12 protein-coding genes and 1 tRNA gene are annotated in these 13,375 nt (G+C 58.1%); 7 read left to right on the top strand and 6 right to left on the bottom strand.

What is annotated here, in order from left to right:
- Positions 1-22: 22 nt before the first annotated feature.
- Positions 23-958 (bottom strand): hypothetical protein, encoded by a 936-nt coding sequence (locus GRI35_RS05195; protein ID WP_160613183.1) that lies wholly within the window; start codon positions 956-958, stop codon positions 23-25.
- Positions 959-980: 22 nt separating this feature from the next.
- Positions 981-1,316, bottom strand: coding sequence for a hypothetical protein (locus GRI35_RS05190; protein ID WP_160613182.1), 336 nt, complete (start codon positions 1,314-1,316; stop codon positions 981-983).
- A 202-nt stretch (positions 1,317-1,518) separates the two neighbouring features.
- On the opposite strand from GRI35_RS05190, the gene GRI35_RS05185 reads away from it, so the two are divergent.
- Entirely contained in the window at positions 1,519-2,001 is a 483-nt protein-coding gene (locus GRI35_RS05185; protein WP_160613181.1) for a hypothetical protein, read from the top strand.
- Positions 2,002-2,045: 44 nt separating this feature from the next.
- On the opposite strand, the gene GRI35_RS05180 is transcribed toward GRI35_RS05185, so the two are convergent.
- From GRI35_RS05180 to GRI35_RS05170, 3 genes are all read right to left on the bottom strand, one after another.
- Positions 2,046-2,597, bottom strand: a complete 552-nt coding sequence (locus GRI35_RS05180; protein WP_160613180.1) for a GNAT family N-acetyltransferase — start codon at positions 2,595-2,597, stop codon at positions 2,046-2,048.
- A gap of 12 nt (positions 2,598-2,609) precedes the next feature.
- Positions 2,610-3,785, bottom strand: coding sequence for an amino acid aminotransferase (locus GRI35_RS05175; protein WP_160613179.1), 1,176 nt, complete (start codon positions 3,783-3,785; stop codon positions 2,610-2,612).
- 129 nt (positions 3,786-3,914) lie between these two features.
- Positions 3,915-4,808 carry a DUF1134 domain-containing protein gene (locus GRI35_RS05170; protein ID WP_160613178.1) on the bottom strand — a complete coding sequence of 298 codons (894 nt, stop codon included), beginning with the start codon at positions 4,806-4,808 and terminating at the stop codon, positions 3,915-3,917.
- A gap of 242 nt (positions 4,809-5,050) precedes the next feature.
- Here GRI35_RS05170 and GRI35_RS05165 point away from each other — a divergent pair.
- From GRI35_RS05165 to GRI35_RS05150, 4 genes are all read left to right on the top strand, one after another.
- A tRNA-Ser gene (locus tag GRI35_RS05165) sits at positions 5,051-5,140 on the top strand.
- 38 nt (positions 5,141-5,178) lie between these two features.
- Positions 5,179-5,598 carry a PilZ domain-containing protein gene (locus GRI35_RS05160; protein WP_160613177.1) on the top strand — a complete coding sequence of 140 codons (420 nt, stop codon included), beginning with the start codon at positions 5,179-5,181 and terminating at the stop codon, positions 5,596-5,598.
- Positions 5,599-5,687: 89 nt separating this feature from the next.
- Positions 5,688-7,889, top strand: coding sequence for a thiamine pyrophosphate-dependent enzyme (locus tag GRI35_RS05155; protein ID WP_160613176.1), 2,202 nt, complete (start codon positions 5,688-5,690; stop codon positions 7,887-7,889).
- The gene (locus GRI35_RS05150; RefSeq protein WP_160613175.1) at positions 7,886-8,926 is read left to right on the top strand and encodes an ACP S-malonyltransferase; all 1,041 of its coding nucleotides are present in this window, start codon (positions 7,886-7,888) and stop codon (positions 8,924-8,926) included. Before GRI35_RS05155 ends, GRI35_RS05150 begins: the two co-directional genes overlap by 4 nt.
- Here the strand turns inward: GRI35_RS05150 and GRI35_RS05145 are convergent.
- On the bottom strand, positions 8,923-10,947 hold the full coding sequence (locus tag GRI35_RS05145) for a TonB-dependent receptor (RefSeq protein ID WP_160613174.1): 2,025 nt from the start codon (positions 10,945-10,947) through the stop codon (positions 8,923-8,925). The two genes, GRI35_RS05150 and GRI35_RS05145, sit on opposite strands and share 4 nt — an antisense overlap.
- A gap of 106 nt (positions 10,948-11,053) precedes the next feature.
- On the opposite strand from GRI35_RS05145, the gene GRI35_RS05140 reads away from it, so the two are divergent.
- Positions 11,054-12,559: a flavin-containing monooxygenase gene (locus GRI35_RS05140; RefSeq protein WP_160613173.1), complete on the top strand. Its 1,506-nt coding sequence runs from the start codon at positions 11,054-11,056 to the stop codon at positions 12,557-12,559.
- A 56-nt stretch (positions 12,560-12,615) separates the two neighbouring features.
- The gene (locus GRI35_RS05135) at positions 12,616-13,371 is read left to right on the top strand and encodes a competence/damage-inducible protein A (protein ID WP_160613172.1); all 756 of its coding nucleotides are present in this window, start codon (positions 12,616-12,618) and stop codon (positions 13,369-13,371) included.
- The last annotated feature ends 4 nt before the right edge of the window (positions 13,372-13,375 follow it).

Below are 13,375 nucleotides of genomic sequence, written 5' to 3'. Positions count from 1 at the left end.
AATCATCCTGATTACGACTGCCCTATTGACCGAAACTATCCAACATCCGGCAGCTGGTGTAACTGCGCCCGGTCGCACCTTGTGGTGCAACATTGGTGCACTTGATCGAAGTCCCCCAGCGCTCCGCCATGCGATTGGCCATTGTGGCAAGCTCTTGTCGGCGTTCTCTCTCGACCCGGTCCGCCCATAGCTTCGCTTCACGGTCGTTATAGCGTTGCACCCTTAGTCGGCGCTGATATTCGGCCATGACTTTACGAGAGGCCGGGGGATTATATTGCCAGTACTGCTTGTTGACCATGGCCAGCAATGCGGCATCGCTTAGCGAACGCATCCCCTGGTCCGGAACTGCGTTGATCAGTTCGCCCAGAAACTCCATTTCCGGGACCGGATCACCCATCAGCCGTTTGCCCGAAGGGTGCCGCCCGGTGATATAGTCCACGATCAGGCGTGCATCGCGATTTTGACGGTAATGATCGCGGAGATAGGCGACGGTAATCTCCTGCCCCTGTGTTGCCTCGGATGATCCAACCTGCGTCGAAGCTTGCGCTGGAGGCTGCTCCGCCGCGCTTCTTCCGGTCTCTGACAATCGGATCCGCTTGTAATCATCCACACACTGATCGGCATGCCTCCAAGCGAAAGTTACGAAGCTTTCCGGCTGATCATCAGGCTCTGCTTCAGGCACGTATCCGTGATCGGCGGCAAGATCTTCGTTCACGTTAAAAACGACAGAGCCTTCCTTCACACGGCCCGTTTTGATAACTGCATCAAAGCCGCCAAATGCCTCGTCTTCGCTGATCGCGAGTTTGTTTCCGAACTCCGTCGCATAGGCCATCGCGATAGCGCAGGTGTAATGAAACGCGGCAAGCTGCCGCATTTGATTGTCATTGAGCTCCTGGGCATGTGCGCCGGTGGTGACCATCGCGGCTGCACTTGCAGCGCAGAAAATAGACCGTGTCACGACACTCTCCGAACAGTATCAATCATAATTGCTTGTCGCAATCGCGCGCACGATCAGCAATCCTGCGCATCGCGTCACGGGCCCCCAGATTACGCAGGCGGCGCTCCCACTTTGCGCGGGCCAGTTCGTCATACTCGCGCGTGCTCAATCCTGTTTTTTCAGCAACAGTCGCTTTCGCTTGCGACCATATGGCGCTCGAATTGCGCAACTTAACGCCATTCCCTTCCGCAATGCGCACGACATATGCACATTCACAGATAAGGCGCAGTGCATCTTCCGCTTCACTATTCGACGCTGCGGCAGTGGTGGGGGCACCAAGGATGGCGGTCATGGCAATTGCGGCAAAAAGCGCTTTCATAAGTCGCCTCCTTAAGAGTTTTAGGCAGTTTTCAAGAACTTCGCTGGCGTACCACCTTACTTCTCCATCCACCTTGTAAGATCACGACAACGTCTGTTTCCGGTTACGGCGTATCGTCATCCACGATCATAACTTCTCTGGGAAATAGAGCATTCCCAAACCAAACTTTCCTACTGTGCAAAAATCTGCCTTATCCTTCCGGATGACGCCCGATTTTCAAACACCCGCCGATACACTCCGCCCACCTCCAATCCGCGTCCCGCCTTTCCACGCCGTGCCCGGTCGCGCCCGCGCTGACGGGTGGACGCCTTTGCGGCAGGCGGAGTTTATTGGCGAGTTGGCAGAAACCGGCTCGGTTGCCGAGGCAGCACGGCGGTTGGGGATGGCGCGCGAGACGGCCTATCGCCTGCGCCGCCGCAAGTGGTCGGCCGGTTTCTGCGCCGCTTGGGATGCGGCATTGGGGCGGAAGCTTACCATTCCGGACAAGCGCACACGGCCTTCGCGAAAGGTCACACTCGACGAGCTTCGCTGGCGTGTCGAAAGCGGGCTATGGTGCGTGATCCTGCGGCGGGGACGTTACCGCGGAGTGCGCCGGAAAGTCGATGAAACCGCGCTTCTCACGCTATGCGGACGGCTGGGCATAGCACCTTCACGGATCGATTTTTACGGCAAAGCAGCGCGATGAGCGGAATTACAAAAACTGCCGTATGTGTTCCGCCGGAAGCCTATTCAGCCGTTCATATTTGCCAGCGGCCCATTCGCGAAACTCTCGCGCGTAATTGCATAGATCACGTGCACAGCCGGGCCGTCAGGCAGTTGCGCCACGTAGGTTTCATCGGTCAGCGCCCCACCGATTTTTTCCATCGCTTTACGCGAACGGTGATTGCTCTCCCCGACACGGAAATTGACGCGGGCGACGTATCGGAACGCGTGTTCCAGCATCAGCCGTTTCAACTCTGCATTGATCCCGCTGCCCCAATGGTCAGGCGCGATGAAAGTCCAGCCGATTTCGACCGATCCGCCATCATCCGGCGCATAGTCCTGATAGCGGGAGGAACCGATGATCTGGTCGCTATTCCTGTCGACTATCGCAAGCGCCCCGCCTTTGGCCAAGGCGTCGTCAAAGAACTCGCGGAATACCGGTTCTTGCCACCGGTCATGCATCGGGTGCTGTTCCCACACCCGCTTGTCGGAGGCGACCGCGAACAGCGCGTCCCAATCATCCCGCACCAACGGCCGGAGCAGCAACCGCTCCCCTTCAAGGTTTGGTTGACGGTCCATGCTTTCGATCCCTTAACTGGTCACGGCTTCGAGAGCGCCGATGAACTTGTCGATATTGCCTTTGTGCAATCCAGCAATGTTGATCCGGCCCGAACCCGCCATGTAAATCGCGTGGTCATCGCGAAGCTGCTGGATCTGGTCCTTGCTCAGCGGCAGCACCGAGAACAGCCCGTTCTGCTGGCCCAAAGGACGCAGATCGAGAGTGCCGACATCGCCGGCAGCGGCCAAACGGTCACGCACTCGCCGCATACGCTCGCGCATCGTTTCCAGTTCATCGAGCCACGCCTTGGTCATATCCGAATCGCGCAAAATCACCCGTACAGCTGCCGCACCGTGATCGGGCGGCATCGACCAACTGGCCCGCGCCAGAAAATTGAGATTGGACAGGATCGGTGCCAGTCCGTCGCCATTCTTCGCCATCACATAGAGCGCACCCACGCGGTCGCGGTACATGCCGAAATTCTTGTCGCAGCTATAGCAAACCAGCGCTTCCGGAACCGCGCCCAATATTTTGCGAATGCCATAGGCATCCTCTTCCAGACCATGGCCGAGACCCTGATAAGCGATGTCGAGGATCGGCAGAGCGGCACTGCTTGCAAACGCGTCTGCGATCTGGTCCCATTGCTCGTTGGAATAGTCGATCCCGGTCGGATTGTGACAGCAGCCATGCAGCAGCACCGCGTCGCCGTCCTGCGCATCGCGGATCACTTGCAGTACGGTATCGATATTGGCGGTACCATCGGCATTGGCATGATCGAACGGTTTGAAGTCGATCACCACATCGGACAGGATCTGCGCGTGGTTGGGCCAGCTTGGCGTGCCCATATGAATTGCAGTCACGCCGGCCTGCTTGGCCACCGCAACCGCCAGCCGCACCGCGCCGGTTCCGCCGGGAGTTTGCATTCCTTCGATACGTCCACCCATCGTGGCGTCGCTACCGAAAATATAGGGCATCAGTGCGCGGACAAAGCCGGTATCGCCTTCAGGGCCAAGATAGCTTTTGCTGTCCTGCTCGGCGACCAGCTTCGCCTCTGCCGATTTAATCGCGGCGAAGACGGGCGTATCGCCCTCATTCGTGCGGTAGACGCCGACACCAAGGTCGATCTTGTCCGCACGGTCATCGGCAGCATAGAGTTTGATCAGCGCCAGCAGCGCATCGGGCGATTGGGGTTGGAGACGGTCAAGCATGATCCGCCCCCAATGCCGAGGGACGGCGATACTCGCAACCACTATATGCGCCTTTCCGGCGCCAAAGTGGGCTTGATTGTTTTATGCGAGCTGCAGGGTTCGCCTACGGACAGCTATTCACAGCCGCGCCTAGAACGGCAACCAGCGGTGCTTTTTGGAGAAGCGCATATAGCCCGCATTTACCCCGAGCCGCAGTCCCGCGCCGACCCGAATCGGGATCAGCACCGTATCGCCACGCCGCATATAACTGGCATGCATGCCGCCGACCAAATAGGCCTGCCCCTCGCCCGCTGGGAAGCGTTTGAACAGCTCTTCGGTGTCGTACAGATTATAGACCAGCACAAAGGTGTTGCCCGCATTGGCACCCGCATCGAAACCGATCGAAGGGCCGGTCCAATACACTTCGCGCTCGCCTTCCACCTTGTGGTACATCGTGCCCGAACCATAGCGCGCGCCGACCACAAAAGCCCCGCTCGCTTCGCGGCCAACAATATAGGCGCTTGGCTCGCCTTGCTCTTTGAGCAAATCCTGAATCATTCGCGCAACGCCTTCGGCGCCTTTGCCGAACACGCCTTCTGCCGCGCCAATCAGATCGTCTTCCTTATAGGTGTTTCCTTGCGCGGCCGCGACCGACGGATTCGAGGACGCCTGAGAGGCTGCTTCGGACGGGTTGCTCGAGGTGACAACCGGATCAGCCCATTCGGGTGCGACTTGCACGTCCTCGCCGCCCATGGCCATCTGTTCACCGAACGAAGGGCCCGGGGCGTCAGCGCCGGCATCGGCTTCGGTTCGGGTGGCAGTATTAACCGCACCGTCAACCCGCTCGTCGGCGTAGATCGGCCCGTCACCGGGCTGTTCGACCAGATCGCCGTCGATCGGACCAATCGCCTCATTGGGATCGACGCTCTCGATTTGCTGGGCCGCCACCGGCGCGGCGACGAGGGCGGCTACACCCAGCGCTGCCCCAAATGTTGCGATACAGGCACTGCGAATATGCGAACGGGCGATTGAAACGATGCTCATGCTACCTCCTGGAGACCGCCACTGCGAAAATAATTCGAGGCGGCGGTCCAATAGAGCCTCAGAAGAATCCTTTGCGGCTGAAGCAGCAATGAACCGGCGACGAATCGAATCGAAATTGCGGCGAAGCGAGTCTTTTGCGCGGGAAACCCCCGCTGAAAGAGCAATTTGCGCTGATTGGACAACTCTACTTGCCGCGCTACCATACCCTCGTTATAGCGCGCCACCGCAGTTAGCTGCGTTCCGGAGACGTGGGTGAGTGGCTGAAACCAGTTCCCTGCTAAGGAACCATAGGAGTAATCCTATCGAGGGTTCGAATCCCTCCGTCTCCGCCATTAAGCACTTGCTAACCGTATCGCGTTAGGCCGCGTGCATGACCGCTAGCAATACTCAAGGCCAAGCAGCTAGCCCGCGGCGCAATACCAGCCGATTGCTCACATGCCTGCCGGGTAAGCTGACGACTATGTACGGCAGTGAAGACATCTTGCTCTTCGACTTGTCGCTGACCGGCGCGAAAATCGGATTGAACGAGAAACGCAAAGTCGAAGAGACATTGCGCATTGGGCTAGACGCAGTGCTTACTTGGGAAGGCCATGAGACATTCGGGCAGTTGATGTGGACCGCCAAAGATTCGGTTGGCATCCAATTCGAAGAGAGTATTGGTACGAAAGCTTTGATGGCGACACGCGCACAGCATGATGCGATGGTCGCAAATGGCGGCCTCGAAACTTACAGCGAGCATCTGAGCCAAGACGCAGCAAAAGGCTGGGTCAATGGCGGCCTACGCATCTAAGCCTAATAGGCACTTTCGTTACGGCTAGGCTGGCTTTGCTAGGTATCACAAGGCTTGGCCTCATCATTCGACACGACTAAAGCCAGCGCATGGACCGCGCGCAAATCGTTCACGACAATTTCCTCCGCCGGGTTGCGGAAAATGACCTGCCAGCTGGCACCGCTCCTGCAGGCTCGCTGAGCGATACACAGGCGGTCTCGATCTACTACTCGGGCTGCCTGACGCGAGCGCTCGATCGAACCAGCCGTGTCATGCAAAGCAAAGGGCAAGGTTTCTACACGATCGGCTCATCAGGGCATGAGGGGATGGCTGCTGTAGCTGCAGCTTTGAGGCCCACCGATATGGCCTTCCTGCATTACCGAGATGCCGCATTTCAAATTCAGCGGGCCGAACAAGTATCGGCGCAAGGTTTAGGCCAAACGATCACCTGGGACATGTTGCTGAGCTTCGCTTGCTCCAGCGATGATCCGATTTCGGGCGGGCGGCACAAAGTTCTTGGCTCCAAAGCGCTAACCATTCCGCCGCAGACTTCGACGATTGCGAGCCACCTGCCCAAAGCGGTCGGTGCGGCCTACTCACTTGGCCTCGCCAAACGCCAGCCGCCCGAGCACAAACAACTCCCCGACGATGCGATTGTAATGTGCAGCTTTGGCGATGCGTCGGCCAACCATTCGACAGCGCAGGGCGCGATCAACACATCGTGCTGGACCGCCTATCAGAATGTTCCAATGCCGCTGCTGTGGGTGTGCGAGGATAACGGGATCGGTATCTCGACCAAGACACCCACGGGTTGGATTGCGGCAAGCCTGCAATCGCGTCCTGGCCTCAAATATTTCAGCTGCGACGGCACCGATATTTACGACACATTCCGAGTTACTCGGGAAGCAGCAGAATATGTCCGAACGCGGCGCAAACCTGCGGTGCTGCATATCCGCACAATCCGGCTGTATGGTCATGCGGGCGCTGACGTTCCAACCACTTATATGACGAAATCCGAGGTCGAGGCTGAGGAAGCGAATGATCCGCTTCTTCACTCGGTGCGGCTATTGGGTGAGGCAAGAGCTTTGGGGCACGATGCAGCGCTATCAATCTACAATCAGACCGCCGAGCGGGTGGAACGGATAGCAGCGGAAGCTGTCACTCGACCTCGCCTCGAAACTGCCGAGCAAGTGATGGCGAGCATTATTCCGCCAAAGCGCGAGTGCGCGCCTTCGAACGGTCCCTCGCCCGAAGATCGCGCTGCGGCCTTTGGCGGGGATGTAAAACAAATGGGCCAGCCACAAATCATGTCGCGCCTGATCAATTGGGCACTGACCGATCTGATGCTTGCGCACCCTGAAATCGCGATGATGGGTGAGGACATCGGCCGCAAAGGCGGGGTATATGGTGTAACGCAGAAGCTCTCGGCTCGGTTCGGCAGAGCCCGGGTGATCGACACTTTGCTGGACGAGCAATCGATCCTCGGACTTGGTCTGGGCATGGCGCAAAACGGCTTTCTGCCAATCCCGGAAATCCAGTTCCTCGCCTACTACCACAATGCGGAGGACCAAATCCGCGGCGAAGGTGCGACATTGCCGTTCTTCTCCAATGGGCAATTCACCAACCCCATGGTGCTGCGGATCGCCGGGCTTGGATACCAGAAAGGCTTTGGCGGCCACTTCCATAATGACAACAGCTTCGCCGCTATCCGCGATGTTCCAGGCGTGATCTTGGCGTGCCCTTCCAACGGAGCCGATGCAGCGCGGATGATGCGCGAGTCCGTGCGATTGGCCCGCGAAGAACAGCGGCTCGTGATCTTCCTCGAGCCGATTGCGCTCTATCCGATGCGCGATTTGCATGAAGCGGGCGATGGCGGCTGGATGCGTACCTATCCCGATCCGTCGGAGCGGCTGCCATTCGGGCAAGTCACCACGCATGGAGACGGCAAAGATGTCGCGATCGTAACTTTCGGCAATGGCACCTACCTATCGATGCAGGCGCAGAAGCGTTTGGCCGATGAAGGTATGAACGCCCGGGTGATCGACCTGAACTGGTTATCGCCGCTGCCCGAAGAATCGCTTTTGGCTGCGGCAAAGGGCTGCAAGAATGTGCTGATCGTCGATGAAACACGGCGGACCGGCGGGTTGGCCGAAGCGTTGATGGCGCTGTTCACCGAGAAATCCGATGCCCATCATGCGCGGTTGGTGGCGGAGGACAGCTTTATCCCGACAGGTCCTGCCTACGCAGCAACGATGCCGTCGGCCGATGACATTGTGGAAGCCGCACGCGCCTTGGCTGGAGGCAGGTTGTGAGCACTACCAAGAAGACTGCAGTCGTCATCTGCCCCGGTCGCGGGACTTATAACAAGGCCGAACTGGGATATCTGCGGAAGCACTTCCCTGACCAGCAGCTGCTTAACAAATTCGATGCTCAGCGCAGCGCACGCGATCAGGAAACGCTTTCGGCATTGGACGGTGCGGACCGCTTCAGCCTCGCCAAACATTCGCGCGGGGACAATGCCTCGGGCCTGATTTTTGCCGCCACTTTGGGCGATTTCATGAGTATTGACCGCGCGGCCATTGATGTGATCGCGGTGACGGGCAATTCGATGGGTTGGTATTCCGCCCTCGCCTGTGCTGGCGCTACGTCGCCCGAGGATGGCTTCAAAGTCGCCAACACCATGGGCACTTTGATGCAAGAGGCCCTAATCGGCGGGCAGCTTGTCTATCCGTTCCTTGGCGATGATTGGGTGCCCACTCTGGCTAAGCGCGATGAACTGCTGAGCATTGCCGAAGAGATTGATGCGCGCGCGGATCATACTCTGTCACCTTCCATCCACTTGGGCGGAATGCTGGTGCTCGCGGGCAACGAAGCTGGTTTGAAAGCCTTTGAGAGTACAGTCGAGCCTATCGACGGACGCTTCCCGATGCGGCTTGGCAATCATGCTGCCTTTCACACGCCTCTGCAGCAGCCTGTAGCCGAGAAGGGGCGCGACCTGCTTACGGCCAATCTGTTCGGGCAACCCGACATTCCCATGGTGGACGGGCGCGGTGCAATCTGGTGGCCGCATGCCAGCGACACACAGGCATTATGGGACTACACACTCGGCTATCAGGTGATCGAAACCTACGACTTCACCCGCGCCATTGAAGTCTCAGCACGCGAATTTGCGCCCGATCTGTTTATCATCACAGGCCCGGGAACCACGCTGGGTGGAGCGGTGGCGCAATCGCTGATCCTCGCCGATTGGAAAGGCATGGACAGCAAGGACGTCTTTAAGGCTCAGCAAGCGGAAAACGCGCTTCTGGTTTCAATGGGAATGGACAAACAGCGTTGTTCGGTAACTTAGAAGCCGAAGCGGACGCCGCCCCATATGGTCCGCGGAACGCCAAGATCCAACGCACCATTGGAATTGCGCGTCACGATCGTTTCGTCGAACAGGTTTTCGCCGCGCAGGACGAGCGAGAATTTTCCGGTAATCGGGATTTGCGCAAATGCGTTGAGCGTCGTCGCAGCGGGCAACAGATCGGTCTCTTGATCGCTTTCGAACTGAGCGCCGACATGGCGGAGTGTCGTTGAGAGCAACCAACCATTTGCGGGCTTCCATGCTACCGTGGCGCTCGCGGCAAATTCCGGCGTTTGCGGCGGGCGGTTGCCATCCAGCGCAATGGATGCGCCACTGCCGTCCACTGTCGCATCGGTATAGGCCAGCGTTCCATTGAAGCTGATCTGACCGCGCGTGACGGACGCACCCGCCTCGATGCCCCGCGCGTCGATAGCAGGCAGGTTCTGGCGTTGCCGCAAGGTTGGCGTTAGCGTGACATTGGCGATGGCGTTTTCGACGCGGTTATCGAAGGCTGTAATGTTGAACTCGACACCATCTGCTGGAATGAAATCCACCCCTGCCTCGAAGCCCTCAAGCTGCTCATTTTCGAGCGCCGCATTCGCCTGCGTGACGACCGGGAATACCACGAAGGGCCGATACAGTTCATTGAGCGTCGGTAGCCGCAATCCGCGATAGGCCGCTGCGCGCAAACGCACTGCGTCACCCGCTTGATAGGATGCGCCTGCGCGATAGGAAAATGACCAATCCGCGCGGTCCGGCGCGATAGTTTCGGATACCAGAGCGTTGCTGGCATCCTCCGCACGGAAGAAGCCGTTTTCGATTACGGTCCGGTCTGCACGGATACCGCCGGTCAGGACAAGATCGCCAATCGACCAGTCATCCTCGATAAAAATACCGAAGTCGCTGTTGCGCCCGCCAGCGCGGCGGCGTTCGCGCAAATTGCCAGTGAAAGCGCTATAGGCCTCCTCCTGCAATTCGCCCGAGGACCGGCGGTAATCGACCCCAACGCGTAGCACGTGATCTGCACCCACAGGTGGCCTGACTTCCAGCTTACCGCCAAGTCCGGTCGAAGGCGTATTGCGCTGATCGAGAACGCGCACAAACCGCGTCGAAGAAATCACCACGTTGGAGAAATTGCGGGCTTGCAGATAGGCGACTGCATCAAACTGCCAATCGCCCCGCCCGACCAAGCGGATGCTGGCATCGGCTCCCTCACTCGAACTGTCCGCGCCATCGAAACGCAAGGTACGCTCGTCATTGAACACCAAAGCGCGCGCTTGCAGCTCGATATCATCAGAGACCGGCGCAACACCGCGCACTCCAAAAGACCAGCTATCGAAAGCAGCGCGCGCAGTGGCGGGAACTCGCTGGTTATCCGGCGTGGTGAAGAACCCCTGCCCGCGATCCCAACGGCCGCTGACCACTGCAAAGCCGGCACCGAGGTTTTGCGCGATGCTTCCGCTGGCCTCAGTTTCACCGCGATCATTTACCAAGACCGAGCCGCTTACCGGCCCAAGCGTATCCGCATCAGCGCTGTTGAGCTCGATTGTGCCTGCCAACGCCCCCGATCCAAATGGCCCTGCCCCGCCGCCACGTGTGACACGAATGCTATCCAGTCGCTCCGGCGTAATCGCACTGAGAGGGATGTAGCCAAAAAACGGATCAGCCATCGGCACACCATCGAGCAACACCAGCGCGCGGCTTGTCGCATTGCCGCCAAGGGCGCGTAAGGTAACACCCTGCGCGCTCGGGTTGGAGCTACGACTATCCGCCCTTCGGAATTGCTGGAAACCTGCAACAGATGACAGCACATCTTCGATCCGCCCGGAGCCGGACGTGACGATCAAATCGCGCTCCAATGTGACCGAGGAATAGGCCGGTGTGGCAGGCGAATCCTCTAGACCCTTTCCTGTCACAACGATGACATCATCGCCTGTCTCATCGGTCGTGCCGTCTTGTGCGAAGACTGATGTAGCGAACAGCAATGGAAGCAAATAGGCGGCAAGTTTGGGAGAGAAACGCATGCTGGCGCCCTATCGCCACTTTACGCTTACGTCAGTATTTAATTGCAACCAGACTCGCATTTGCGGTCCAGTTGTGCTTACAACACTGTCAGTAGGAGAGAGAACAATGCTGGCCACCCCACCAGATTTTGATGTTTTGATTGTCGGCGCCGGAATTTCCGGAATTGGCATGGCAGCGCATCTTGAAATGGAGTGCCCGGGGCGCTCCTACGCCATTGTCGAGCGGCGTGAGAATCTCGGTGGGACATGGGATTTGTTCCGTTATCCAGGCATTCGTTCGGACTCCGACATGCACACGCTGGGCTTTGTGTTCGAGCCATGGAAGCACGAGAAAACTATCGCCGATGGTCCCTCCATTCTGGAATATCTCAACACGATTGTGGATGAGCGCGATATCCGCAAGCACATCCGCTATAACCATAAGATCATTGCTGCCGATTGGCGCAGCGACGAAGCGCGCTGGCATGTGACGGCAGAGCTAGCAGACGGCTCGCGAACACTGCTGACGGCTAACTTCCTGTATCTCGGCTCGGGCTATTACGACTATGACGAGGCCCATGATCCCGGCTTTGAACTTGGCGATTTCAAAGGTCAGGTTGTGCACCCGCAATTCTGGCCCGAAGATCTTGATTATGCCGGAAAGAAAGTCGTCGTGATCGGTTCAGGCGCAACCGCTGTGACAATCGTTCCATCTATGGCGGATAAGGCCGAGCATGTGACGATGCTGCAGCGCACACCGACATGGATGTTCTCACGCCCGGCCAAAGACCGGCTGGCCAATTTCCTGCGCAAAGTTCTGCCCGAAGAAACCGCCTATAAAATCACCCGCTGGAAGAATGTGAAGCTGCAAGACTTCGCGTTCAAACAGGCTCGCAAGAAGCCCGAGCGTGTGAAAAAAATGCTTAAGAAAGCTATTGTGAAAGCGCTGGGCAAAGATAATTACGACGAGCCGACTTTCACCCCGCCCTATGATCCATGGGACCAGCGCCTGTGCCTTGTGCCTGACGCCGATCTGTTCGAGGCGATGAAGGCGGATAAAGCGAGCATCGTTACTGCGAAGATCTCAAAATTCGTCGAGAACGGGATAGAGTTGGACAATGGTGTTATTCTGGAAGCCGATATCATTATCACCGCGACCGGCCTGAAACTGGCAGTCGGGGGCAAAATCGCTGTCAGCCAAGACGGCGTGCCGGTCGATTTTGCGGAGCGGTTTTATTACAAAGGCTGCATGTTCTCCAACCTGCCCAATCTGGCGGTTGTGTTCGGCTATCTCAACGCCAGCTGGACATTGCGGGCCGACGTCAATTCGGACTATATCTGCCGTGTACTCAACACGATGCAGGCCAAAGGCAGCGATGTGGCTATGCCGGTTCTTCCAGACGATCATGGGTTGGAGGAGGACGATATTTTCGACTTCTCCAGCGGATATATCCAGCGCAGCAAGCATATCATGCCGAAGAACGCCGTCGCCTATCCGTGGCGGCTCAATCAGGAATATGTCACGGACCGCAAGGTCATGAAGGACGGCCCGGTTGAAGACGGCATCCTGTCCTTGCGCAAAGCAGGCGCAAATGCCGTCAATGCGGACGAACAATTGGAAGCGGCCGAGTAGCTCTTCCCTCTGCTTAGGCTCTTCACCTAGGGCAATGGATGCCCTACGCCGCGAGCATGACTGACAAGATTTACACTGCCGGACTGGTCGTGATCGGGGATGAAATTCTCTCCGGCCGGACGCATGACAAAAACATCGCGCAGGTCGCGAGCTGGCTGCAGGTGCAAGGCATCCGGCTGGACGAGGTCCGCGTGGTGCCTGACGTGCAGGAGCGGATTGTCGAGGCGGTCAACATTCTGCGCGCGCAGAATGATTACCTCTTCACCACCGGCGGCATTGGTCCCACACATGATGATATCACTGTCGATGCGGTGGCGGAAGCGCTGGGTGTCGAGGTCATCATCCATCCTGACGCCCGGGCGATCCTAGAAAAGTACTACTCCGACAAAGGCGGGCTCAATGAAGGCCGTTTGCGCATGGCGCGTGCTCCCGAGGGCGCAGAGCTTATTCCCAACCGCAAATCCGGCGCACCGGGTATCAAGATCGGCAATGTCCACCTGATGGCCGGCGTCCCGCATATCACTGCCGGAATGCTGGATGCTCTGACTGGAACGCTGGAGGGCGGCGCGCATTTGCTGTCCGAAACAGTCGGCGGATTTATTCCCGAAAGCGAGGTCTCTAGCCTGCTCCGTGAAGTCGAGAAAGCGCATGAAAACTGCCAGATCGGCAGCTACCCTTTCTTCCGCGAAGGCAAGGTTGGATCGAACTTCGTGATCCGCTCCACCGACGCTGATGCGTTGCAAAGCTGCATGCATGTGCTGTGCGAGGGCCTGGGCGAGCTGGGCTTCGATTTCACGCCCGGCGGAATCTGACGCT

Source organism: Pontixanthobacter aestiaquae, from assembly GCF_009827455.1.
Lineage (GTDB): Bacteria > Pseudomonadota > Alphaproteobacteria > Sphingomonadales > Sphingomonadaceae > Pontixanthobacter > Pontixanthobacter aestiaquae.
The sequence above is the reverse complement of the archived record's forward strand: the minus strand, read 5'-3'. Positions and strand labels throughout refer to the sequence as shown.